We start from the raw sequence: 23,160 nt of genomic DNA on the forward strand, positions 1-23,160 counted from the left end.
CCCGTCTCACGCATCGCGCGGCGGACATCCGCGTGGAAATTCTGCAGACACCGCCGATCACTCGGGGTTCCTGGGACGATGACGGGGCGGGATGCGCCGGGGGCCCATAGCTGCCCGTGCTTCGATCCCCTTCGATATCGCCAACCGACGCGCACCATCCGCCTGACCAACTCGTCGATGTCCTTGTCGGCGCAATATGTCATGCGACCTCGGGGAGTTCGACGCTCGGATAGCGGGAGACAAACCCGCTCGGCGAAAAGATGATCTGCTTGAACGCCTCTGCAGCGCCCACTTCGAGGATTGGGGCGCTGTAATCATAACCGGGCCGGCCCACTCGGTTCTGAAAGAAGCGTCCATGCGGGTCGATCATGAGATAGGATTGCGTCATGTCTGCGTTATCCTCGACGGACATGATGTTACGGAAGGCACGATGCCTTGCCACGAACGCGTCGAACTCGGCCTGCGTGATCACGAGCGCGTCGGTCCGCGCTGGCAGCACTCGCAGGACTTTCCAGCGATCCGGACAAAGCTGGCCAATCGCGTCGGAAAAGTCCTCCTGCCAATTGTGGGCATTCACGACCGTGTTGATCTTCAGATTGATCTTCGGATTGATTGATCGTGCCGCCGCAATCCTCTCCCGGAGATCGCCGAGGCTAAGCGCAACTCCCTTCCCGTCCTTCCGACCAATAGCCCCATTGGTGTGATCGTTTCCCGAATCGACGCTGATCCCAAGGATTGATAGGTTTGGCGCTAATTCTCGCATCTCGGCGATCCCGAGCCTGCTCGCATTAGTAATGACCGAAATCTCGAACCCAATTCCGCGTGCCACATTGATGAGATCGAGACAGAGACGACGATACAAAAACGGTTCGCCGCCAGCGAGGGTCAGCCGTACCCCGCGGTAAGCCATGCGACCAGAGAGCGGATTGTCTGGCGCTTGCGGACCGAACAGTGCATAGAGCGCTTCCAGGAGTTGGCGCGATCTGGCAGGATTGTGGATTAACTCCCTTGTTTCGCGCTCGGCTTGCCACTTTGCGTAGCAGAATTTGCAAGAGTAGTTGCACGCCTCGGTGATATGCCAGTTGATGACGAGCGGGGGCAGAACGTGGATTCCGCCGATCTGGTCGTTGACCATAGTGGGCTTGTTCCTTGCGATAACTAATCGGACCACAGCTTTGGGAGACGGCGCGCCTGCAGCGGCGTGAAGCCAGGAACCCAAGCTTTCGGATCGAGATATCCGTGGCGATTCGATCGGTGTTGGATGTGCGGGACGAAGACCGAAAGCGCGGCGGCGGGACCGCCTCTAATCGAGAAGTGCCAGACGGAAGCCGATCTTCATCGATTTGTATTTCCCCGTACTGCCCGGCGCGAAACGCGCCGCCAGAGGTGAGACGACGGTCTCATGGGCCGTGCCGGTCATCCCTTGCGCGCAGAAGAACAGTCCGTTGATGGCAGCGCCCTCGGCTTCCAGCCACTCGCCGAAATACGGCGACTGCATGAGGTTGGTACCGTCTGGGCCGTCCCTCAAAGGCAGTGGCAGACGGTACCGGATCCGCAGTTCAGCAAACCGCTCGTTCGGCATGTAGGGCGGATGGTCGTCATAAACTTTCCCGTCCGGCCCAATGAAATCGCAGAGCCTCCGCGCATGCGCGACTGCAACATCCTCCACGCTGATATGAGAAGGAATGTAGTCACTGAAGAACTCACGATATTCACTCTCTGTCGGCAGACGCACTTCGCGATGCGGATCCTGATTGACCCACTCGGCATATGCCTTGGCGTCATACCAAGTGACAGAAGCAGGCAATTTATCGTCACTATCCGTGTTCGCTTCGTACCAGGGGTCGCCATCTGCTGGGTTGCGGCGATGCGCTCGGTAATCCGGGTTTGCGTTCAGAAAGTGCCGGAATTCCTTGATGGTGATCAATGGCGTCAGCCTCCGGGTTCCTTTGCCGGCCCGGGAACCGCAGAATTCGCAGGGAGAAGCTGCACTAGCCCCGCGTCCCTGGCGATTCAGGTACTCACGAAGGATCGCGGAGGAGCCAGGATAGGTCGCCAAAGTCCCACCGGCCTCATAGAATGCCAGCTCAGCGTCATCCTGATCTCGCTCCTTCCATCCCGTGTAGTGGAAGTAGAGCCAAGTTTCGAATCGCTCGTCTACGGAAGGAGCAATGGTCCTACTATCGGGCAGGCTCTTGCCGACGGACGCCGGATCATGGGGCATGTCCCGCAGATTGCGAAAGACGAAATCATATCCGCCCTGGCTATCGCTGAGAAAAACGAGGTTCTGGCTGAACGGAACGACCGTCATCCAACCCGAGTCCAACCCGGCGATGAGGTCGCGGAAAATCCGTAGTCCCGCCCTGATCTGAGCGGCCGAGCTGGTGTTGAGTTGATAGAGCGTGGCGACGAGCCGGGAATCGGTGGGATCAGTGCCGTAGTCGCAAAGTTGGTCACCGATCAGGTTACAAAACTGGATTGTGCTAAGAAGTTCGAGGACGCCGTTCTTGGCGCGCACGAAATACCGAAATGGCGGGATTGTGGGATTGATTTCCGTTGTACGAGCCTGGTCATATGGCGTTGTGGTTTTCTCATCGCCCAACGCGCAGACTTTCATATCTGCACAACCGGCAGCGGCCTTCAAGAGGGTCCAATAGTCGACGCCGGTACCGGTGAAAATCCGCTTCGGCTGCGGTAAGCTGGATGCGAACATCCTGTCTGCAATCTGGCGGTAGGATAACCGGACCAATCTATCGGCCTGGGTGGCAAGAAGACTTTTTTGCTCTTCCAGGCGGTAGCTCTGCATGAACGGCAACAACTTCGCCGAATACGTCGATTCATATTCGGCAAATCCCGGCGCAACTCCGAGGCCTTTCACGATGTGGTTAAGCGTCGTCGTATGCTTAAGTCGATTCCTCGTCGATTCCGGCAGAGCTTCCCGCGCCTCCCGCGCTGCGTCCTTAATGGCGCACGGCAAAAGAGCGCTGACGCGGACGGCCGCGTGTAGCTCGCCAATGGACATAAATTTCGGGTCTGGAGAGTCTCGGTCCATGACTTAGGCTCCTCTCTGCGCCGCCCGAAGCGCACAACGTCGGTAAGGGAGAAGAACCCGGAAGTCTGTCGGTAGCCGGAAGATAGCCATACGATTTGTCCGTCGGGCGACAGCGCTGGCTCGTTCAGCCAAGCGAAGAGAAGCACATGATTGGTTGGCGCGCAAGGAGGCTGGCTGGCGACGGGCGGTTTCGGTTGTGAGTGGGCAGCGGTTGGCGGACAGGCACACGGGGGGCCTGATCCAGGACCAGCCGCGGGTCGCAAGCCCGTCTCGCGCTGGCTGAGGGCCATTGCCCCGTCGGCTGGGCGCAGCTGAAAACGCCGTTCGCGGGCGAGCGCCGCGATCCGTCTGAACCTTACCGATCCGACGCCACCGGGACGGTGGACGCTGCTGACCTCGATCCGACCCTGCCTGTCCGCCCCGGTCCGGGCCAGATGCGCTCCGCGCCGTCACGAGGCATCCCGCCACGGTGCCAGCGTGACACCTTGATCACCCCCGCCGAGGCTCGCCACCGTCTCCTCCTTACTGGGGGTCGGTGCCGCCCGTCCGGCCTCTCGATGGGCGGATTTGGCCAGGGGGTGCGGGCTGCGCCCCGATCGCCTGCCCGCAACGGCGTCGCCGCGACTTTCTTCCCCTGCCGCCGCCACCCCACGCAGCAGGCTGCGTGGGGACCCCGGCTGGAGCGCGGCATTCCTCGCGAGACAAGAAAGTCTCGCCGCGCCGTCCTCCGCTGCGCTGCGGCCGCAAGCGGTGCGGGTCGATCGCCTCCCGGCCCCAGGACCGCCATCGAGGCCGCACGGGGCGGCCCCGAGAACCCAAGCGAAGGAGACTTCCCATGGCGATCATCGGCAGCTTCACCAAGGACACGAACGGCTACACCGGGACATTCCGCACGCTCAGCATCAACGCCAAGGCGCGGCTGGTCCCGGCCGAGGGCGGCACCGACAAGGCGCCCGACTTCCGGGTCTTCGCCGCCGGCAACGTCGAACTCGGCGCCGCCTGGACCCGCAAGGCGAAGGAGACGGGGCGCGAATACCTCTCGATCAAGCTCGACGACCCGAGCTTCCCGCAGCCGATCTACGCGAGCCTGGTCGAGGCCGAGGTGGAGGACAGCTACAGCCTGATCTGGTCCCGTTGACCCAACCGAGGCGCCCCGCCCCACCGGGCGGGGCGCCTCGCGTGTACGCACGCGCCCGCCGGCGAACGGCGCCGTCAGCTCCCACGCGCCCGAAGGGAGAAGAAAGCGCCTCCGCGGGCTTTCCATTGTCACGCCGGCCGGAGGTCGGGCCGGTTCAACCCCGCCTGCGGCGCCGCGCCCAGGGGAAGAGCCCTGCGCGCGGCTTCGGCACGCAACCTACAGCAGAGCCCGGCCGCGCCGGTCGCAGACCGCAAGAGGTCCGCGTCCGTCGCAGCCCGGCCCCGCCCGGTTGCGCACCTCAGGTGCTGAGCCACCCCGAAGGCCGGCGTCCGCCGCTCCCGTCAGCGATCGGCTGACCAGCAAGGGAGCAGACCATGACCATCATCCGCCGCAGCGACTGCCCGGCCCTCAACGCCGCCATGACCGAGGCGGGCTACGAGATCATCGCAATCGAGACCTACCATTGGCCCGACGGCGGGACCGAGACCGAGATCCTCTGGGGTCGGGAGGCGCCGCCGATCACCGGGGCGGAGCTGCCGTTCTGACGCCGACAACAGGGCCGGGCCCGTACGGGTCCGGCTCGCCGGCGTACCCGTCGCGTCGCCGCGATGCCGGATCAAGTGTTGCGCCGGCGCCGGACCGGGGCACTGAGCCGACGTCTCGCCGGGCGCGACGTCTCCACAGGAGGTTTCGGGGTGGTGTCGAGCAGATCGGCAGGCTGGATCTTCAGCGCATCGGCAAGGTGCCAGAGCGTGATCAGTGTCACGTTCTGGCTGCCGCGCTCCATGCTGCTGACATGGGCACGGTCAACGCCCATACGCTCAGCCACCGCTTCCTGACTGAGTCCGGCCGCCAGGCGATAATGCCGCAGATTCGCGCCAAAGATCCTCCGAATGTCCATCCGCAGGATGGAGCGCAATCGCGTATCCTGGCGCTACGCATTATAATACGCGGACTTGTCACAGGACTGGCCGTGCGCGACATCCCAAGGCGCGCTATTCGTCCGATTCCGAATACGATGGCATGCCAAAAATTGGCCGCAGGGGAATAACACCGATGATCAGGCCGAGCTTCGACGCGCCGGTCGCCGACGAGCCTCCCACCTCGGATCAGCTCACCGACTATGACCGGCTGCACATCATCCACTACGTCATCCTGCTCGATGCCGAGCGCGAGAACGTGCCGTGGGACGAGGTTGCGCGTGAGGCACTTCAGATCGATCCGAAGTCTGAACCGGCCCGCGCGCGTCGCGCTTATGAGACGCATCTTGCCCGGGCGAAGTGGATGGCGAACTCAGGCTGGCGTCAAATCCTGCGCGCTGGTTCGCCCGAGGGACAAGTCTGAGACTCGTCAGACAGAAACGAACACGAACGACTCTGTCCTGCTCTGCGTCAATCACGATCATTATGAACATTCCATGACTTAGGTTGCAGATTCGCCCCTGCGTCCGAATCAATTGCAGTGGGCGCGTCAGAACCCCTGGCGCGTCGGAGGAGCGACATGCGGCCCTTCACGCGAGAGCGGCTGGCCGCCCGGTATCGTTATATCGAGAGCCTATCGCCGGACGGGCTGGTCTGGGAGTTGCAGCGACGGAGCACGGAGTACCGTGCAGACTATGAGGCGGTAGCACGGGTCGAACACGACCCGTTGTCCGAGGCCTCGAACGCAATCTCCGAACGATGGAGGTTACGATTTCCTCGAAAGCCCTGACACGACCGGCGACCAGGCGATGCTGTTCTGGAATGCAGATGCCACGGCCCGCATCGTCCGGGTTGTCGTCGCCGCGGGTCCGGCGGCCGGCCGCGCCCTGGTCCGATTCGAGCCGGACGTTTGGGGTGCCCGCCACATCGGCAGGCTCACGCCGGACGGCTACCACCTGATCGTCGCGCCGGACGTGGGCACCCGGCATCACCTGCTGCTGCCCGGCCCCGAGCCACCGGCCCCCGGCGCCATGCTGACGCCGTGCATCCCCTGGGATGAATGGCACCCCGAGCGACTCGAGGCGGCCCGCGCGTTCTGGCACTTCGCCGCCCGGCCCCGGGTATCGCCGGCGCCGCGCACCCCACCGCCTCGGCCGCACCCGCGCGGTCTGAAGATCGCTTACATGGCCTGGGCGCTCGATCTGGCCGGAGCGGGCGCCAGCGAGCGCGACATCCACCGCGCCGTTATCGGCGACCCGCCTGTCCTCTGGGAAGACAGCGGCGCCCGCAGTCGCATCCGCACCTTACTCGCCACCGCACGACGCTGGCGCGCCGGGGCGGCGCTTCAGCTCCTGCTGCCCCGGCGCCACGCGCTGGCCGGGTAGCCAGCCGCCAGCGGGCGCGACACCAGCGCCGTCATCCTCTGGGCTGCCCTGGCCGATTTCGACCACCCCCCAGAATCGGCCCTAATCACGGCGCCGCCGGGCGCCGATCCTGCGTGCCGACGCGCGCCGATGGCCGGCCGCCCGACGCCGAGGATCACCGCCATGCAGCCAGAACCACTGCCCAACCTGCCGCCGCGCTATCTGCGCACCCCCGAGGCGGCCAAGTTCCTCGGCCTCTCCGGTCGGACGCTGGAGAAGCACCGCACCTTCGGCACCGGCCCCGCCTACCGCAAGATCGGCGGCCGGGTCGTCTATCGCCTCGAGGACCTCCAGCATTGGGCCGAAGCCGGTGCCCGGACTTCCACCTCCGATCCCGGCCTCGGTGCCGCCACCACGCGCCGGCCGGGACGCCCGGCGGTGTTCGCCCGCCGATGATGGCCGAGCCTCCCCTGCCGGCGATCCTGGAACATGCGCGCCCGCGCGCCCCGGTCGATCTGATGAACTGGCCGTGGTTCAGCCTGGCCAAGACGCCGCGCGCTGCGCCCATCGACTACCAGGGCCGACGACATTCGGTGCTGGTGACACCCGCGCCGGGCGCCAGCGCGATCGCGACCATCTGGGACGCTGACATTCTGTTCTGGGCCACCTCCCAGCTGATCCAGGCCCAGGACGAGAAGCTCCGCATTGCGCCCACGCTGATCGCCCCCGCGCGGCGGATTCTGCGCTTCCTGGGGCGCGACACTGGGCACAGCCAGTACGAGCGGCTCGCCGCGGCGCTGGAGCGCCTGGCAGCGAGCGAGGTCGTCACCACCATCGGCACACTGTCTGACCGTCCGGTGCGGTTCCATTGGATCGAAGCCTGGCAGCAAACCGCGGATGGAATCCTGCTCACCCTGCCAGAGTGGCTGCTGGACGCCGTTCGCCGGCGACGGGTGCTCGCCATCGATCCCGACTATTTCACCCTCAGCGGCGGCATTCAGCGCTGGCTCTGGCTGCTTGCGCGGAAACATGCCGGGCAACAATCCACAGGCTGGCGAATTTCGTTCGAGGCGCTGCATGCGCGTTCCGGTAGCGCAACACGGCACTGTCACTTCGTCGCGGCTCTGCGGAGGATAGCGCAGTCCGGGCGGCTCCTGACGTATCGAGTCGAACCAGTCCAGCACTGCGGAAATGAAGGGCTCAGCATCGGTCGATGGGCCGTGCCCGCCCACAGTGCCGCCTTGGTGCCTGGGGATAAGCCGGGTTTTGATCCACAGTTACGGGAGCGCATCTGTGAGTGAGCGCAGCCTATCACTTCAACGGGCACGGCCTATCACTCGAAAAATCACGGCCTATCACTTCACGCATGGTCGTATTATCCTTTTTGAATCAGATAGATACGGGCCATTCGTGGCGCCCTACTTAAGTACTGATTCTAGTACTGAATCTTCCCTTGTATTTGCTGCGTGTTCTCACCCCAAAAACCACGCCCGTCGGCGCCTTCGCGCACGCCGACGATCAACGTGTCTCCCTCCGACCGATCGTCGTGTCGGACGGCAGAAGGAAGGCGCATTGAGAGAGGGATGGCTCCACGGTTCGTGCGTCCTTCCCACCCTCGGGAATGGCGCGGAACGGATGTCGGGAGGACCACACCGGCACGGCCTGGGAGGCAAGCGGTGATCGCGCAGGAGCCTCTGACCAGCGTCAGGCTGGTGTTCTATCGGGATCGAGTCGAACACTGCCTGCGCTTCGGCCGTGATGCCGACGCGCGCATCCTCGATCGGCGCCGGCGCCTGATCTTCTTCGCACCAGGCGCCGTGTTCGCCTTCGTCCGCTGGCAGGCGAACGACTTCGGGACCGTCCTGTCGCGCATCGACATTCTGCGCGCCTGCGGGGCGGGGGAGCCCTGCGCGACGGTGGCCGGCGTGCATCCAGGCGGCGAGATCCTGCTGCGGCTCTCGGACTGGGCGCGTGTGCAGCGATTGCTCGCGCTGATCGACGCGGTCGAGCAGGCCGGCGTCGAGGCGACGGATGTCGCGCCGGCCTACTGGCAGCACGTCCACAACCGCCTGCTCTGCGGCGAGCAGCCGCGGCCCTATGCCCGCGATCAACATCGCGCATGGCTGCTACGGCGCCGGGTGATGGCGTCATGAAGCGGAATCGGCGGACTCGGCATGCCGTGCTCCTCGCCATGCTCGCGGCCCTGGTCTTGCTCGCCGCTTCAGCGGTGCAGGCACGGCCGCTGGTGGTCTGGAATGCCACCGCCAGCACGCCGGTCGGCCTTTGGCGCGTGCTGCCGGGCGCGAGCCGGAAGCACCTCCGCGTCGGCGATTACGTGCTGTTCTGGCCCGACCGGCGCAGCGCGCGGTTCTTCGCCCGGCGCGGCTATCTGCCGCGCGGCGTACCGCTGCTGAAGCGCGTCGCCGCCATCGCCGGACAGGCCGTGTGCGAGCGCGACGGCGCGGTTTCGATCAATGGCCGCACCGTCGCCCGCGCCCTGCCGGTGGACGGACGCGGACGCAGCCTGGCCGCATGGAGCGGCTGCGGCAAGCTCCCGAACGGCGAGATTTTCGTGCTGATCCCCAGCGTGCCGGCCTCGCTCGACGGGCGGTACTTCGGGCCGACGCCGATCCGCGCCGTCATCGGCCGCGTCACGCCGCTCTGGTTTCCCGGCGGGCGGGCGCGATGACCGTGCCGCGCATCTTCCCCGCCATCCTGTTGTTCGGCCCAGGGACGGCCATCCTGCCGTCCCGGCCGGTTTCCGCACCGCCGGCGCGCGCAGCGAAGGTCAAGGGCGGCGCAGCCGGCGCGCCCTGGCGCGCTTCACCCTTGACGGAAGCGAGCACGCTGGCAGCGCTTACGCCTGTCAGCGGCGTGGCAGCGGTTTGGCTCATGGAGGGGTTCACAATGGACGTGCTGACCCTGGTCGCGACCTGCGGTCTTGCGGCCCGCGCGGCGCTGTTCGTACCGCTCAGCGGCGCGCCGGTGTGCGGAAGTGCGGCGCCCCTATTGCGCGGCCACGGACACGAAGCGGTGGCCGTTTGGCGGCCCGACATCGCCGCGGCGGCGCACCGCTTCGACATTCCCGAAGCATGGATTGCCGCCGTGATGCGCGCGGAGAGCGGCGGCCAGGCGACCATGGACGGCGAGCCAATCCGCTCACCAGCAGGCGCGATGGGCCTGATGCAGGTGATGCCGCACACCTACGCTGCGCTGCGTGCCCGCTATGGGCTGGGTGCCAATCCGTATGCGCCACGCGACAACATCCTCGCCGGCGCGGCGTATCTGCGCGAGATGCTGGAGCGCTACGGCGTGCCCTGGTTCCTCGCTGCCTACAACGCCGGGCCGGCGCGGCTCGATGCGTTCTTGCACACCGGCCGCGCGCTGCCGGCCGAGACACAGCGCTACCTCGCCGCACTCGCGCCGCAGATCGGCGGCACGTCGGGCGCGTTGCAGACGGCAGTCGGGAGGATGGGATCGAGCACGAAGTCTGCTCCGGAGGCGGCTCTCCTGGGCCCAAACGACGCCGTCAGCGCCGGCCTCTTCGCGACCGTTGTCGTGCACCCCGAGGCCTCTCCTGCGCGCACTGTCCCGCCGATCGTGAGCCCGAGGCTGGCGCCGATGGCTGCACCGACGGAGGTCACGGGCGGTTCGGCTGCGGCCGGACTTGAGCCTCGATCTGCCTCCGGTTCTGCCCTCAATGTGCGCGGAAATGGTGCGCTGTTCGTCGTCCTCCAATGACGCGGGCGCACGGCGGATGAGTTGGCGACGGCTTCTGTCGATACCACGGCGCGGCGCGATGTCCGGCTGCCGAACTGCACGTTCGCTGTACCAACTCCGCATCTGATCGCACTGCCAATTTGCGTGGCGCCGTCGATCCATCTGACTATCGTGGCCCGTCGTGCGAGATTGCAGTGCATCGCGTTGCTCGCGTTGTTTTCTGTTGATCTGCGCTTGGAGAAAGACGGTCGCAGAGAGACCAATGTTCCGATTAGGAAGGACGGCAAGATAAAGGCCTGCGGCACCGCCTGTTCCCATCGGCCACGATTTCAGTGTCTGCACATTGGGTTATCGACCGCGGACACCGTGCCGCGGATTCGCAACGAGGCACGGCAGCTCCGTGTCAGGGCCGCTTCCATCGGTGCATTTCCGCAGTGCCACCAAGGCTCCTTCGCGAGTGGCGGCTTTGCCGTCAGTCTCGGAGTATGGCTCGCCCCGACGATGACCCGCGCCTCCGCCCTCGCCTCGGCCGCACGCGCAGCCGAGATCATCGGCGGGTGCTGGCGGCAACGCAGATCAAGCGCGCGATTTCTCGCGCCGGCGCACTCGCGCAGCCATCTGTTGCGACGCCACCTGTCGGTGCGCGGAGCCTCGCCGATCTGCCAGCCAAGCACGGCAGGGGCGCAGCGTTCGCGCGCGGGCGGGCAGCCTCACCACGGGGCTGGTCGCAGGCGCGGCCCGGCGCACGCCGAGTCGTCGTCAAAGCACGCTACGTGAAGATGCGCGCCGGGAGCCGCGCGGCGGCGGTGCATCTGCGCTACCTCCAGCGGGACGGCGTCACCCGTGAGGGTTCCCCCGGTCAGCTCTACTCCGCCACAGTGGACCGGGCCGACGGCCGCGCCTTTCTTGATCGCTCGGAGGGCGACCCGCGTCAGTTCCGCCTGATCGTGGCCGCCGAGGACGGGGCCGAGATGTCCGACCTCCGCGCCTTCACCCGCGATCTGATGCGGCAGGTCGAGCGCGACCTCGGCACCGGCCTCGACTGGGTTGCGGTCGATCACTTCAACACCGCCCACCCGCACACGCACATCGTCATCCGCGGCGTCGATGAGGCCGGCGAGAACCTGGTGGTCGCCGGAGCCTATCTGGCCCACGGAATCCGGGAGCGCGCATCGGAGCTGGTCACCATAGAGCTCGGCCCGGAAAGCACGATGGAGCGACAGGCGAAGCTCGTGCGCGAGATCGACCAGGAACGGCTGACCCGGATCGATCGGGCGCTGCTGCGCGAGGCCGGTAATGCGGCGGGTGGCGTGATCGACCTTCGCACCGCCGTCGGGGAGCCGCGCTCCGACGTCGACCGGCGGCAGCTACGGATCGGCCGGCTGCACGCCCTGGAGCGGCTGGGATTGGCCGAGGAGATCGCCACCGGCCGCTGGCGTCTGGTTCCCGGCATGGAGGAGACGCTGCGCGCCCTCGGGGAACGCGGGGACATCATCAAGACCATGCACCATGCGTTGACCCGCCATGGTGCGGAACGCGGCGCCGAACAGTTCGCGATCCACGACCTCCGCGAGCCGCTCGCCGCACCGATCACCGGGCGGCTGCTGGGGCGGGGGCTTGGCGGCGACGAACTGGGCGATCGGGTTCATCTGATCGTCGATGGCCTCGACGGGCGGGTCCACTACGTCGAACTCCCCGCCGCCGGCGCGGATGCCGCCAACCCGCCGATCGGGGCCATCGTGGCGCTTGGCGCAGAACGCGGAGCGCCGGGCGCCGCAGACCGGAACATCGCCGACCTGGCGCACAGGACCGCCGGCATCTATCGGCCCGCAGACCACCTCGCCACCGCGCGCGCCGATCCCGGCATCGCCGATCCGGAGGCCTATGTCGAAGCGCATGTCCGCCGCCTGGAGGCGCTGCGCCGCGCCGGCGCGGTCCAGCGGCTCGACGCCGACCATTGGCGCATCCCGGCCGATCTCGAGCAGCGGGCTGCTCGCCACGACACGGGCCGCAGTCAGATGCCGAGCCTGCGCGTGCTGTCCGCGCTCGATCTGGAAACCCAGATCCGTAGCGACGGGGGGACCTGGCTCGACCGCCAACTTCTGGCCCGCGACCCGGTGCAGGTCGCGCAAGGCGGGTTCGGGTTGGAGGTCGAAGTCGCCCTTGAGCGCCGCCGCCAGCATCACCTCAGCCACGGCGATGCGCGCCGGGACGCGGACGGGGGCGTGCGCTATCGCCGGGACCTTCTCGCGACGCTGGAGCGCCGCGAACTCGCGCGCGCCGGTGGTGAACTGGCGACGTCGCGCGCCGTGCCGTTCCGCATGGCGGCGTCCGGCGACACGATCCGCGGCACCTACTGCGAGGCGATCCAGCTCGCCTCCGGCCGCTACGCCCTGGTCGAGAACGGCCAGGAATTCACCCTGGTCCCCTGGCGGCCGGTGATCGAGCGCAGCCTTGGCCGCGAGGTCGTCGGCCTCGTCACCGGCGGCGGGATCTCCTGGCAGCTCGGCCGGGATCGAGGGCTCGGCATCTGATGCCTCGCCGAGGCGCAGAGCTTCCAGGTCGCGCCGGAGGAACCTGGTGGTGAAAATCTGACGCTTCGTCCCGGTTCGGACTACTGCAACGAGCGGGGAGTGGTCTGCCTGCTTTTCGACGGAGGATCTAAAAGGCGGACATCGCCCGCTCAGCGTAGTATGGCCGGTAGCGGCCCGACCGCTATGGAGGAGGCGAAACGGGAAAGCAGACACCAGGGAGCAACAACTGACGGCTCTCAGTCAATTGCGGAAGATCCGCTTGCGCGGCCACCATGCCGGAACGGACTGGTGGCTGGCCAATGGTCCACTACCAAAAGTTGCGAGGAAGGGGAATTTCGTCTTCCCTACATCTCGCCTTCCTCGAAAGGTGTCGCAGACGGTCGTCGGCTTGGTTTGCTCGTTTGCCTCTATCCTTGTCCAATAACGGCTGGCACAGTCCCTCGCAATGTGGGGTGCGGCTGACGAGCCCCCGGTTGCAGATCGCGGGGGAACGGTGGCCGACTACGAGGAGGGGACGGAGGCCAGCTGGCCGGGAGAGGAGCAGCTCGACGAGAACCGCCAGGACTTGGCTGCCTTGGCTGCCTCGCAGCTCTCACACGCGCTCGACGCCCGACGGCGCGGACTGAAGGTCTACGAGAGCCTCAAGAGCCTGAACGACGTCATCGGTACGCAGTATGGCGATCGCGTTCTCTTCGAGCTAATCCAGAATGCCCACGACGCTCATCCACCAGGCGAGCCCGGCGAGATCGCGGTCCGCTTGACGATCGAGGCTGACGACCGCGGCGAGCTGCTAGTCGCCAATCGGGGACGCCCGTTCACCACGTCGAACCTCAACGCGCTCCGGAATATCGGTACCAGCGACAAGCAGATTGGCGAGGGCATCGGCAACAAGGGCCTCGGCTTCCGGAGCGTTGAAGCGCTGACCGACGACGTCCGTGTCTATTCCGCGGCAGTCGCGGGTCCAGCAGAGCGGTTCGAGGGTTATTGCTTTCGGTTCGCACGCCTTGACGAGATCGCGGCGGGACTGGCCGGCCTCGGTGCGAGCAGTGACATGGCGGAGAGCGTTGCGGGGAACATCCCGCGCTACCTCATTCCAGTCGCCGTGCCCGACCAGTCCGAAGGCATCATGGAACTCGCCCGCGGCGGCTATGCTACAGTGATCGCGCTGCCACTCCGATCGGCTCATACCGTCGCCCTCGCGCGGGCGCAGGTTGAGGCAGTGATCGATGCCGGAGCGCCGGTCCTCCTGTTCCTCGACCGGATCGGAAGTCTCGAAGTGTCGGTCCGGACAGTGAGCACGATCATTGTCGAGCGCCGGCTAACGCGGGAAGTCGAGCCGATCGCCGCCGATACGCTCCCGTCAGATACGAGCCTAACGCGCGTCACGCTCGGCGCAGGGGAGGTCTACCTCGTAGCGCGGCGGATATTGCCAAAGCCGGAACTGCTCCGCGCGGTACGGGATAGCATTGCCGCCGCGCCGCCGCTCAAGCGCTGGCTCGACTGGCGCGGCGACGCTGTTGTCTCCGTCGCAGTTCCGCTGGCAGGCGTCGAGGCCGGCCTGGGCCGCCTCTTCAACTTTCTACCCATGGATGAGCGCTCCGTGTCACCGATCGTCGGGCACATCGATGCGCCGTTCTTCTCGGACATCGATCGGCGGTCGATCAAGCCCGAACTGGCGCTCAACAAGTATCTTCTAGACGCCGCGGCACTAACCGCTGCTGCTGCCGCCCTCGCCATCGTCGACGGCGGGCTTAACCTGCCCCCCACCGTGGTCGTCGACTTGGCGGCATGGTCCGCTCAGCATCTGCAGCGGATAAGCGGGGCGTTCGCGGCGCTCAAGCGTCCACTCGCCAAAGCCGCCATCTGGCCGATCGTATCGGGCGGCCCCGCTTCCAGAGCAGCGTTCGACACGCTCTACGCTTGGCCCGACGTCAGGACGAGGCAGCTAACGCCTGAGAGGCTCGCCGAGGTCGCCGGGGCCGCAATCGTCCCGTCTGCGCTTGGCGACGCACGGCTCGCACGGATCAGCGCGCTCGCCGCGGCGGTGTCACTCTCGCTTCAACCTGGCGAGGATAAGCTTGCCGGTTGGACGGAGGCTGTCGCGCTTGCCCTCGCCGCAGAACGGCGGCGATCGACGGCACGTTGGGACAGCTTCTTCGACGACGTGGTCGCGCTCTTCGCCGCCGCCGGCGCGCGGCTGTCGGCGCTGGAGGGAAGGAAGATTCTCATTAGCGGCGACGGTAAGCCGCTCGCTGCCACGGCCAAGGGTACCGACAACGCACCGCCAGTGTTTGTACGCGTGCGGACCGGGCGAAGGCGGCGCGGCGATGGACCGCCGAGCCCGCCGTCCTCACTCGCTCGCAAGTTCCGCTTCTTGCACGAACGCATCAAACTGGGCGATGCGACCTTGCGCGCGTTCGAGAAGGGGGGCCTGCTCAGGCGCTATGACCCCCTCGAAATACTCGGCGGGATCAGGGGTGCGCTCGGGACCACTCCAACAAGCCTGCAACGCGGCGAGGCTCTCCTTTGGTCCTTCAAGGTCTGGCGTTCGGGCGGAGGCAAGCCCGTCGACGACGCGCTACGCGGTGCCGAGCTGTTCGTGCCGACGCTCGGCGGGTGGCACGCCGCCCCCGACGCGATCGCATCGGCGGCCTGGACGCCGCTCGGTCGGATGCTTGAGCAGTATCTGCACGACGCGGCAGCAGCATCACCCGACTGCGCACGCCAACGCGAGCGGCTGCTCGTCAGCTTCGCGGATTGGCCGAAATCCTCGTCCGAGGATCGCAAGGAGGAATGGCTCCGATTCCTGGTCCTGCTCGGCCTCGTCGACGGTTTGCGCCCGGTCGCGGGCGAGATGCAGACAGCCGGCACGCCCAGCGGACTGTGGCGTCCGCTACTCTTGTCGGGCAAGCCGGCACTCGGGCTCGACGAGCGCTGGGTGGCGCGGGTTCACGACATTTCGTTCTCGAATCCATATACCAATTACAACCTTAAGGGAGCGCTCTGGCGTTTGCCCGGACAGCTTGAGCATGCAGATCTGCCGCAATCCGCCCGGGAGGCGCTGTCGGACCTGATCGTCGCCTATCTGCGCGAGTATGAGGACACCCACTTCAGTTTCACCGTCGAGCACGACAAGGGATGGAACCGCGTAGTATTGCCCACTCCAATCGCCGTCTTCCTCGACGAAGCCGCCTGGGTCGCGAGCGTGCGGCGCGACGAGATCGTCTTCGCCCCTCCTCGTGCGAGCTGGTCGACCACGGCTCCCCGCCAGATCCCGCCTCGATTCACGACCCGGTTCGCGGCCGAGCCCGGCAGCAGGGGCGGGTTGCCCCCGATCCTCTTCGATCCTCGGATCGGACTGCGCGACTGGTCGCGCGCGGCGACCGCGCCCGAGCGACTGGCTTCGCTCGCCGCCGCACTCGACGATCTTTCCGCGGCCGAGCGCCGCGACTTGCGCGACCAACTGCGCCGAGCCTGGAGCGATGTAGCCGAGGGCAGGCTCGCGCTGCCGAAATCGCTGCCTTTGGTCATCGAGCGGATGGGCGGACTCGACGTACTCCCGTCCGACCCCATCAGTAAGCCCACCGTCCATGTGACGTCCGAGCGGCAAGGTTTTGCCGCCCGTGCGCTCGCCGACCGCGGTGAGGCGGTGCTCGATATTGGAGAGACCGACGCGGACGCAGTGCGCGAGTTGGTCGAAGCGACGGGAGGCTTCACGGCACGGCTGGCGGATGCCGGCGACGTTCGGCTCATCGTGGACGGAAGCGAATTCGCCGTGAACTCGCACGACCCATTGTTGGTCTCGGGTGACCGCACCTGGCTCGCGGACGCTGCTGTTTTCGCCCACGAGTATCTTGGCGATCCACTGGAGCTTCGCACGTTGCCTCCCGAAGAACTCGAGCGCCGACTGCGGCTGGTGCGCGTGCACCACTGCGCAAGCTTTGCGCTCGTCATCAACGGCCATGAGGTGGTCGCGCGGGGCGACGATCGCGTCCAACCCGTCGCGCACGCCAAGACGCCGACCCTGGTCGTCGGCGGCGGCCCGATCGACCTCGAACTCCTGATTGACGCCGCGCCGGCGCTGACCAAACTCGTGGGCGCGAGGCGCAACACGCTCGAGCAGATGCTCGGGCGCCTCATGCGCGAGGGGTTCACCGGGACGACGTCGGGTCCGACGGAGGAGCAATATGCGCGCGCCATCCGGCGTGACATCTCAGTTGTGCGCGACCACTTCGCTGCGACCCGAGGTGGCATCGAGCGGCTGACGCGGGCTCTGCTGCCGGTCGTGGCACATCTACGCGGCGAGAAGACTGCCGCAACGCTCGCGGAGCGGCACGAGCGCCTGGGGCCCGACCTCAACCTGCGGGAATGGCTTGCCAAGACGCTAGGCCCCGACCTCGCCAGCCAATGCCTCGAGGCGGCGGCCAACACCGACGACCAGGGGGTAATTCGGCGGGAGATGGGGTTCGACTTCGCGGAGTATGGCCGGACGCTGGCGGCGCTCGGTTATCCGCCGCTGAACGACGAGGCGGAGTTCAGGAGGCTGTTCGGCGCTTATTTCGCCGAACTCCGCCCTCGGCTGGTCGACCGCGCCCGACGTCGCTTTTTCGACACTTGGCACGCTGGTGGCGATCTCTCCGACTATGTCGTGCTTCGCAAGCTTGACTTCGTTGCGTTCGATCCCGCCTGGCCTGCGACCATTGAGTCGCTCGACCGCGAGGTCGTAGAGCAGGCGGCCATGGTCGCTGCGGACGCGGTGCTCGGGCCGGATGACCTGTCGCGCGTGCTGCCCGAACTCGAACCGACCGCGGCGGCAAACCGCAAACTCATCGCCGCCCGTTACGCGGGCCTCACAAACCTCGTGCGGGCGTGGTGTCGCAAGGCGGCCGTGGAGCCGCCGATGGTAATGACCGGCGGCGAGCCTCAGCAACTGATCCGGGTTTTCGACGACGCCGGTCTGCTGGATTTTGAGGTGATCAAGCCCGAGTCGCTGCCTACGTTTTGCGCCCGTGTCGGCGTCTGGCCCGCGGGCATGCCGCGAAGCGAGGTGCCGACGGAACTCGGTCTCGAGCAGCAGGATCTCGACCATGAGGCACGCGAGGCACGCGACGCAAAGCGCCGTGCCGAAGTGGATCGCCGAACCATCCTGTTCGGCGGCTCCAAGCTTGATACCGGCGATGCCACCTTCTCCCACCTGTTCGAGAGCCTCGCCGACACGGCCCTCAAAGCCGACGACGGTTGGTTCGCGCGCAGTCGCCCTCCGCGCCTCCTACCCCAGGAGCAGCGCGAACCCGGGGGCGGCGGAGGCGGCAAGGGCGGCGGAAACAGCCAAGCTTGGCAGAACCAGCCTCCCGAGGCTATTCGCAAAGCAATGGGGATCGCGAGCGAGTGGCTGGCGCGGGAGTATCTCCGACGCCGCCATCCCGCGGAGATGTCCGACAACTGCTGGGTGTCGTCGAATCGTGCCGCCTTCTGCTCGGGTGATCACGGCGATGATAGCCTTGGCTACGATTTCAGGATCGAGACCGCACGCAACGAGTGGCTCTACGAAGTCAAGTCGGCACTGGACGAGGGTGGTGAGTTCGAGATGACAGCGCGCGAGCTCGAGGTTGCGGGAAGCGCGAGCCTTGAGCACAAACGACGTTACCGCATCCTCTATGTGCCGTATGTGTTTGATCCCGCTCGGTGGCGGGTCCTGCCTCTCTCGAATCCCGCAGCGCTCTCGACACGCGGGCGCTTCCGGCTCGTGCGAAGCGGTTCGGTCCGGTACCGCTTCCAGGCACGATGAGACGTTCCAGATGCTGCAGGCGTCGACCACTGGCGCCAACGCCGCAGCTCGGTCGGCCCCGCCGGCCCTTTTGCGAGTGCCCTACCTGACCCACATCGTCGGTAAGCGTCGCGCGGCGCGAGGGTTGGGAGCCATCAAGCGGCAACTGGGACGGAAGGATTTCCGTGCGGACGCGCGGCCGCTGCGGCGCGGCCTGCTCGATAATGGCTATGCCGAGCTTCCCGTCACCAGTGCGCATGCCGTCGCCCTCGATCTCCTGCCGTCGCTGCACAAGGACCCGTTCGACCGCATGCTGATCGCGCAGGCGCTGGTCGAAGGAATCATGCTGCTCACCGCGGACGCCAACCTCGCGCGATATCCAGGACCGATCCAAGCGATCTGAGCCCGAGGCCTTGACCGAAGGGGGCAACCCGCCGCCTGTTTCTATTTCTTCGATCCTCTACGATTGCCGTTCTTTGCTGTTGCACGGCGGAGTTTCCGTCTTTCTATCTGTGCCCCGTTCGCATTCATGAGCGGGGTCGATGACCGGGACGAAGATTCTCTGGGGCCAGATGCTGGGCGCACTCGCCATGGTGCTGTTCGGCTGCTGGGCCGCCACGGAATGGACGGCTTGGCGGCTTGGCTTCCAGCCGGCACTCGGCTTGCCCTGGGTCCGAATTGGCGCGGCGCCGGTCTATCAGCCGCAGCTGTTCTTCGCGTGGTGGTACCATTTCGACGCCTACGCCCCCGGCGTCTTCGCCAGAGGCGCGGCGATCGCCTCCGCCGGGGGTCTGGGCGCGGCGCTACTCGCCATCGTGGCCTCGGTCCTTCGCGCACGCCAGGCGCGGCACGTCACCACCTATGGCTCAGCGCATTGGGCAGCGCACCACGACATCGCGGCGGCGGGCCTGTTCGGTGACGCCGGCGTGCAGCTTGGCCGGCTCGGCGCGCAGACCCTCCGCCATGACGGCCCGGAGCACGTGCTCTGCTTCGCCCCGACGCGCTCGGGCAAGGGCGTCGGCCTGGTCGTGCCGACGCTGCTGTCATGGACCGGCAGCGTCATCGTCCACGACATCAAGGGCGAGAATTGGACCCTGACCTCCGGCTGGCGCGCCCAGTTCAGCCACTGCCTGCTGTTCGACCCGACCAACCCGCGCTCCGCCGCCTACAACCCGCTGCTGGAGGTCCGCCGCGGCGAATGGGAAGTGCGCGACGTCCAGAACATCGCCGATGTGCTGGTCGATCCCGAGGGCGCGCTGGAACGTCGCAACCACTGGGAGAAGACCAGCCACTCGCTGCTGGTCGGTGCCATCCTGCATGTGCTCTACGCCGAGCCGGACAAGACGCTGGCCGGCGTCGCCGCGTTCCTCTCCGATCCGGCGCGGCCCATCGAGCGGACCTTGCGGGCGATGATGACCACGCCGCATCTCGGCGCGCGTGGTGTCCATCCGGTGGTCGCGCAGTCGGCCCGTGAGCTGCTCAACAAGTCCGAGAACGAGCGCTCCGGCGTGCTCAGCACGGCGATGTCGTTTCTCGGCCTCTACCGCGATCCGGTGGTGGCCAAGGTGACGTCCCACTCGGATTGGCGGATCGCCGATCTGGTCGGTGCCGAGCGGCCGGTGTCGCTTTACCTCGTCGTGCCGCCATCGGACATCTCGCGCACGAAGCCGCTGATCCGCCTGGTGCTCAACCAGATCGGCCGGCGGCTGACCGAGACCCTGGACGTTCCCGCGCGACGCGCGACGGGCCACGCACCGTCGCGTCTGCTGATGATGCTCGACGAGTTTCCTGCGCTCGGCCGGCTGGATTTCTTCGAATCCGCGCTCGCTTTCATGGCCGGGTACGGCATCCGCGCCTTCCTGATCGCGCAGTCGCTCAACCAGATCCAGAAGGCCTATGGCGAGCACGACGCGATCCTGGACAACTGCCATGTCCGCGTTTGTTTCGCGACCAACGACGAGCGGACCGCCAAGCGCATCTCGGATGCGCTCGGCACCGCGACCGAACTCCGGGCGATGAAGAACTACGCCGGCCATCGGCTGGCGCCGTGGTTGTCGCATCTGATGGTCAGCCGTCAGGAGACCGCGCGCCCGCTGCTGACCCCGGGCGAGGTGATGCAACTGCCGCCGACCGACGAGATCGTCATGGTCGCCGGCCTGCCGCCGATCCGTGCGAAGAAGCTGCGCTACTATGAAGAGTCGGCATTCCGGGACCGGGTGTTGCTGACGCCGACGCTGTCGGAGCGCGGCTACCCGGACATCCCACAGGCCCGAGGCGACGACTGGACCGGCGCGGGGCCGATCGGTGCCCAGGCTGCGGATTCCGCCGAGGCGGTGCTCCCGGACCCCGCCAATGGTGGCATCCGCCAGGAGCCGGAACTGCCGGAGCACGAAGCCATCGTGCCAGCCCGCGAGCCGGCTGGCGAGTTCGCCATCCTGGAGGACGAGCCCGACGACGAGCCGCAGCGCCAGCGCGCCATGGCGGCGCTGCAACGGCAAACCGTGCGCAACGCGGCGATCGACCGCGGCGACGGCATGGCGATGGGGATGTAGCCCATGAAAAGCCGGCTGAACTGCTACTTCGATCCCAAGCTCGCCGATCAGCTCACTGCTTTCGCGCTGCGGCAGGGTGTGCATCGTTCGCAGTTGGTGGAGGCCGCCGTCACCTCCTTCCTCTCGCCCGACGCGCTGGATCGCCGCGAGGCCGCCTTCGTCCGCCGGCTCGACCGGCTGTCGCGGCAGATGGAGCGAATCGAGCGCGATCTGACAATCGCCATCGAGGTGCAGGCGCTGTTCGTGCGCTTTTGGTTGTCGGCATCGCCGCCGATCCCGGCCGCACAGCAGGACGCAGCGAAGGCGCAGGGTGCCAGCCGCTACCAGGGCTTCATCGAGACCCTCGGCCGACGACTTCAGCGCGGCGACTCCCTGGTCCGCGAGATCAGCCGGGAGATCAGCCCCGAGCACCATAGCCGTGCCGGCACATCAACAGGTAGCGGCGACAAGACGGACGAAGACGTCGCAAGCGCCGACGCGGACATGGCCGGGAAGGAGGGTGTGCATGCCGGTCTCTGACGGCACCAGCATGATGCTGGCCCGCTCGGTGCGCATGCTGCGCACCGCGCTCGGTCCGGCGATCGCGACGCTGCTGGGGCAGCCCGACATCGTCGAGGTGATGCTCAACCCGGACGGCCGGCTCTGGGTGGACCGTCTCGGCGCCGGCCTTGCCGACACCGGCCTGCGGATGCTGCCCGCCGACGGCGAGCGCATTATCCGTCTCGTCGCGCACCACGTGGGCGTCGAGGCACACGCCCATAATCCGCGCATCTCGGCCGAACTGCCGGAGACCGGCGAGCGCTTCGAGGGCCTGCTGCCGCCGGTGGTGACCGGCCCTACTTTCGCCATCCGCAAGCCCGCCATCGCGGTGTTCTCGCTCCACGACTACGTCGAGACCGGGATCATGCGCGCCGACCAGGCCGGGCTGCTGCGAACGGCGATCGCCGAACGCTGGAACATCCTGGTCGCCGGCGGCACCTCGACCGGCAAGACGACACTGACCAACGCGCTGCTCAAGGAAGTCGCCGCCACCGGCGACCGCGTTGTAGTCATCGAGGACACGCGGGAACTCCAGGTCGAGGCGCCGAACCTCGTGTCGCTGCGAACGAAGGATGGCGTCTGCTCCCTCGCGGATCTGGTCCGCTCCAGCCTGCGGCTGCGTCCCGACCGCATCCCGATCGGCGAGGTACGCGGTGCCGAGGCGCTCGACCTGCTGAAGGCCTGGGGCACCGGCCATCCCGGCGGCATCGGCACCATCCATGCCGGCTCGGCCCTCGGCGCGCTGCGCCGGCTCGAACAGCTGATCCAGGAGGCGGTGGTCAACGTGCCGCGCCCGTTGATCGCGGAGACCATCGATCTGATCGCGGTTTTGCACGGCCGCGGCCGGCACCGCCGCCTCGCCGGGCTCTGGCAGGTCGGCAAGGTCCTGGCCGCTGGCGACTACGTGCTGACGGAGATCGGCGCCGAGCGCCCGTCCAACATCGTTCCCCTCCAGCCCGGGAGTCATCCGTGAGCCCGAACACGATCATCCACGCCCGGCGTCCGCACACAGCCGCGCTCATCGCGCTGGTGCTGCTCTGGCCGGTCTCCGCTCTCGCGGCGGGATCTAACATGCCGTGGGAGCAACCGCTGCAGCAGATCCTCGATTCCGTGCAGGGGCCGGTCGCGAAAATCATCGCCGTGCTGATCATCATCGGCACCGGTCTCGGTCTCGCTTTCGGTGAAACTTCCGGCGGCATGCGCCGGCTGATCCAGATCGTCTTCGGTCTGTCGATCGCCTTCGCCGCCGCAAGCTTCTTCCTGACCTTCTTCAACTTCTCCGGTGGGGCGCTGGTCGGATGAACGGTCCCGCGGACCTTCCCGGCTGGTCGGTGCCGCTGCATCGCAGCCTGACCGAGCCGATCCTGCTGGGCGGCGTGCCGCGCGGCATGGCGATCGCGCTCGGCACGCTATCGGCCGCGATCGGGCTTGGCCTCCAGCTCTGGATCGCCGGGATTGCGATCTACCTGATCGGCCATGCCGCGGCACTGTTCCTGACCCGTCAGGACCCGCAATTCGGGCCGGTGTTCGCCCGGCATCTGCGCGCCGCGCGGCGCCATCTGGACGTGTGACG

General features: G+C 66.9%; 21 protein-coding genes. 18 read left to right on the forward strand and 3 right to left on the reverse strand.

The window, feature by feature from the left end:
• Positions 1-199: 199 nt before the first annotated feature.
• A complete protein-coding gene (locus ACMV_RS02020) occupies positions 200-1,135 on the reverse strand; it encodes a viperin family antiviral radical SAM protein (RefSeq protein WP_013639376.1) in 936 nt (311 codons plus the stop codon).
• Between the two features lie 168 nt (positions 1,136-1,303).
• Positions 1,304-3,052 (reverse strand): SUMF1/EgtB/PvdO family nonheme iron enzyme, encoded by a 1,749-nt coding sequence (locus ACMV_RS02025; RefSeq protein ID WP_013639377.1) that lies wholly within the window; start codon positions 3,050-3,052, stop codon positions 1,304-1,306.
• 835 nt (positions 3,053-3,887) lie between these two features.
• Between ACMV_RS02025 and ACMV_RS02030 the strand changes: the two genes are divergently transcribed.
• Both ACMV_RS02030 and ACMV_RS20690 read left to right on the forward strand, forming a co-directional pair.
• Complete coding sequence (locus ACMV_RS02030; RefSeq protein ID WP_013639378.1) at positions 3,888-4,190, forward strand: DUF736 domain-containing protein; 303 nt, start codon at positions 3,888-3,890, stop codon at positions 4,188-4,190.
• 374 nt (positions 4,191-4,564) lie between these two features.
• Positions 4,565-4,735: a hypothetical protein gene (locus ACMV_RS20690; protein WP_013639379.1), complete on the forward strand. Its 171-nt coding sequence runs from the start codon at positions 4,565-4,567 to the stop codon at positions 4,733-4,735.
• Positions 4,736-4,806: 71 nt separating this feature from the next.
• On the opposite strand, the gene ACMV_RS02035 is transcribed toward ACMV_RS20690, so the two are convergent.
• A complete protein-coding gene (locus ACMV_RS02035) occupies positions 4,807-5,109 on the reverse strand; it encodes a helix-turn-helix domain-containing protein (RefSeq protein WP_231844466.1) in 303 nt (100 codons plus the stop codon).
• Positions 5,110-5,246: 137 nt separating this feature from the next.
• Between ACMV_RS02035 and ACMV_RS02040 the strand changes: the two genes are divergently transcribed.
• The 16 genes from ACMV_RS02040 (at position 5,247) to ACMV_RS02110 (ending at position 23,158) form a co-directional block, all read left to right on the forward strand.
• Complete coding sequence (locus tag ACMV_RS02040; protein WP_013639381.1) at positions 5,247-5,534, forward strand: DUF2285 domain-containing protein; 288 nt, start codon at positions 5,247-5,249, stop codon at positions 5,532-5,534.
• A gap of 156 nt (positions 5,535-5,690) precedes the next feature.
• Positions 5,691-5,900: a transcriptional regulator domain-containing protein gene (locus ACMV_RS21955; RefSeq protein WP_373856264.1), complete on the forward strand. Its 210-nt coding sequence runs from the start codon at positions 5,691-5,693 to the stop codon at positions 5,898-5,900.
• A 19-nt stretch (positions 5,901-5,919) separates the two neighbouring features.
• Positions 5,920-6,495 carry a DNA -binding domain-containing protein gene (locus ACMV_RS02045; RefSeq protein WP_013639382.1) on the forward strand — a complete coding sequence of 192 codons (576 nt, stop codon included), beginning with the start codon at positions 5,920-5,922 and terminating at the stop codon, positions 6,493-6,495.
• Between the two features lie 162 nt (positions 6,496-6,657).
• Positions 6,658-6,930: a helix-turn-helix transcriptional regulator gene (locus tag ACMV_RS02050; protein ID WP_041665196.1), complete on the forward strand. Its 273-nt coding sequence runs from the start codon at positions 6,658-6,660 to the stop codon at positions 6,928-6,930.
• Positions 6,927-7,775, forward strand: a complete 849-nt coding sequence (locus tag ACMV_RS02055) for a replication initiator protein A (RefSeq protein ID WP_013639384.1) — start codon at positions 6,927-6,929, stop codon at positions 7,773-7,775. The genes ACMV_RS02050 and ACMV_RS02055 overlap by 4 nt, the downstream gene beginning before the upstream one ends.
• Before the next feature lie 375 nt (positions 7,776-8,150).
• The gene (locus tag ACMV_RS02060; RefSeq protein WP_013639385.1) at positions 8,151-8,627 is read left to right on the forward strand and encodes a DUF2840 domain-containing protein; all 477 of its coding nucleotides are present in this window, start codon (positions 8,151-8,153) and stop codon (positions 8,625-8,627) included.
• On the forward strand, positions 8,624-9,163 hold the full coding sequence (locus tag ACMV_RS02065) for a S26 family signal peptidase (protein ID WP_013639386.1): 540 nt from the start codon (positions 8,624-8,626) through the stop codon (positions 9,161-9,163). The genes ACMV_RS02060 and ACMV_RS02065 overlap by 4 nt, the downstream gene beginning before the upstream one ends.
• Positions 9,160-10,215, forward strand: a complete 1,056-nt coding sequence (locus ACMV_RS19340; protein WP_049796627.1) for a lytic transglycosylase domain-containing protein — start codon at positions 9,160-9,162, stop codon at positions 10,213-10,215. The genes ACMV_RS02065 and ACMV_RS19340 overlap by 4 nt, the downstream gene beginning before the upstream one ends.
• Before the next feature lie 758 nt (positions 10,216-10,973).
• On the forward strand, positions 10,974-12,728 hold the full coding sequence (locus tag ACMV_RS02075) for a DUF3363 domain-containing protein (protein WP_231844509.1): 1,755 nt from the start codon (positions 10,974-10,976) through the stop codon (positions 12,726-12,728).
• A 493-nt stretch (positions 12,729-13,221) separates the two neighbouring features.
• The gene (locus ACMV_RS02080; protein WP_013639389.1) at positions 13,222-18,516 is read left to right on the forward strand and encodes a sacsin N-terminal ATP-binding-like domain-containing protein; all 5,295 of its coding nucleotides are present in this window, start codon (positions 13,222-13,224) and stop codon (positions 18,514-18,516) included.
• 10 nt (positions 18,517-18,526) lie between these two features.
• Positions 18,527-18,898, forward strand: coding sequence for a type II toxin-antitoxin system VapC family toxin (locus tag ACMV_RS02085; RefSeq protein WP_013639390.1), 372 nt, complete (start codon positions 18,527-18,529; stop codon positions 18,896-18,898).
• A 139-nt stretch (positions 18,899-19,037) separates the two neighbouring features.
• Positions 19,038-21,047 (forward strand): conjugal transfer protein TraG, encoded by a 2,010-nt coding sequence (locus ACMV_RS02090; RefSeq protein ID WP_013639391.1) that lies wholly within the window; start codon positions 19,038-19,040, stop codon positions 21,045-21,047.
• Between the two features lie 3 nt (positions 21,048-21,050).
• Positions 21,051-21,566, forward strand: a complete 516-nt coding sequence (locus ACMV_RS02095) for a hypothetical protein (RefSeq protein ID WP_013639392.1) — start codon at positions 21,051-21,053, stop codon at positions 21,564-21,566.
• Positions 21,553-22,560, forward strand: a complete 1,008-nt coding sequence (gene trbB / locus ACMV_RS02100; protein WP_013639393.1) for a P-type conjugative transfer ATPase TrbB — start codon at positions 21,553-21,555, stop codon at positions 22,558-22,560. The genes ACMV_RS02095 and trbB overlap by 14 nt, the downstream gene beginning before the upstream one ends.
• An 11-nt stretch (positions 22,561-22,571) precedes the next feature.
• Entirely contained in the window at positions 22,572-22,889 is a 318-nt protein-coding gene (locus ACMV_RS02105) for a TrbC/VirB2 family protein (RefSeq protein ID WP_373856320.1), read from the forward strand.
• Positions 22,886-23,158: a VirB3 family type IV secretion system protein gene (locus ACMV_RS02110; RefSeq protein WP_013639395.1), complete on the forward strand. Its 273-nt coding sequence runs from the start codon at positions 22,886-22,888 to the stop codon at positions 23,156-23,158. Before ACMV_RS02105 ends, ACMV_RS02110 begins: the two co-directional genes overlap by 4 nt.
• Positions 23,159-23,160 lie beyond the last annotated feature (2 nt).

Source organism: Acidiphilium multivorum AIU301, assembly GCF_000202835.1.
In the GTDB taxonomy this organism is placed as follows: Bacteria; Pseudomonadota; Alphaproteobacteria; order Acetobacterales; family Acetobacteraceae; genus Acidiphilium; species Acidiphilium multivorum.

What these genes read in the sequence shown, in the direction of transcription:
- ACMV_RS02020 (WP_013639376.1), bottom strand. Translation starts at nt 1,135, where the DNA reads ATGGTCAACGACCAGATCGGCGGAATCCACGTTCTGCCCCCGCTCGTC.
- ACMV_RS02025 (WP_013639377.1), bottom strand. Translation starts at nt 3,052, where the DNA reads ATGGACCGAGACTCTCCAGACCCGAAATTTATGTCCATTGGCGAGCTA.
- ACMV_RS02030 (WP_013639378.1), top strand. Translation starts at nt 3,888, where the DNA reads ATGGCGATCATCGGCAGCTTCACCAAGGACACGAACGGCTACACCGGG.
- ACMV_RS20690 (WP_013639379.1), top strand. Translation starts at nt 4,565, where the DNA reads ATGACCATCATCCGCCGCAGCGACTGCCCGGCCCTCAACGCCGCCATG.
- ACMV_RS02040 (WP_013639381.1), top strand. Translation starts at nt 5,247, where the DNA reads ATGATCAGGCCGAGCTTCGACGCGCCGGTCGCCGACGAGCCTCCCACC.
- ACMV_RS21955 (WP_373856264.1), top strand. Translation starts at nt 5,691, where the DNA reads ATGCGGCCCTTCACGCGAGAGCGGCTGGCCGCCCGGTATCGTTATATC.
- ACMV_RS02045 (WP_013639382.1), top strand. Translation starts at nt 5,920, where the DNA reads ATGCTGTTCTGGAATGCAGATGCCACGGCCCGCATCGTCCGGGTTGTC.
- ACMV_RS02050 (WP_041665196.1), top strand. Translation starts at nt 6,658, where the DNA reads ATGCAGCCAGAACCACTGCCCAACCTGCCGCCGCGCTATCTGCGCACC.
- ACMV_RS02055 (WP_013639384.1), top strand. Translation starts at nt 6,927, where the DNA reads ATGATGGCCGAGCCTCCCCTGCCGGCGATCCTGGAACATGCGCGCCCG.
- ACMV_RS02065 (WP_013639386.1), top strand. Translation starts at nt 8,624, where the DNA reads ATGAAGCGGAATCGGCGGACTCGGCATGCCGTGCTCCTCGCCATGCTC.
- ACMV_RS19340 (WP_049796627.1), top strand. Translation starts at nt 9,160, where the DNA reads ATGACCGTGCCGCGCATCTTCCCCGCCATCCTGTTGTTCGGCCCAGGG.
- ACMV_RS02075 (WP_231844509.1), top strand. Translation starts at nt 10,974, where the DNA reads ATGCGCGCCGGGAGCCGCGCGGCGGCGGTGCATCTGCGCTACCTCCAG.
- ACMV_RS02085 (WP_013639390.1), top strand. Translation starts at nt 18,527, where the DNA reads ATGCTGCAGGCGTCGACCACTGGCGCCAACGCCGCAGCTCGGTCGGCC.
- ACMV_RS02090 (WP_013639391.1), top strand. Translation starts at nt 19,038, where the DNA reads ATGACCGGGACGAAGATTCTCTGGGGCCAGATGCTGGGCGCACTCGCC.
- ACMV_RS02095 (WP_013639392.1), top strand. Translation starts at nt 21,051, where the DNA reads ATGAAAAGCCGGCTGAACTGCTACTTCGATCCCAAGCTCGCCGATCAG.
- trbB (WP_013639393.1), top strand. Translation starts at nt 21,553, where the DNA reads ATGCCGGTCTCTGACGGCACCAGCATGATGCTGGCCCGCTCGGTGCGC.
- ACMV_RS02110 (WP_013639395.1), top strand. Translation starts at nt 22,886, where the DNA reads ATGAACGGTCCCGCGGACCTTCCCGGCTGGTCGGTGCCGCTGCATCGC.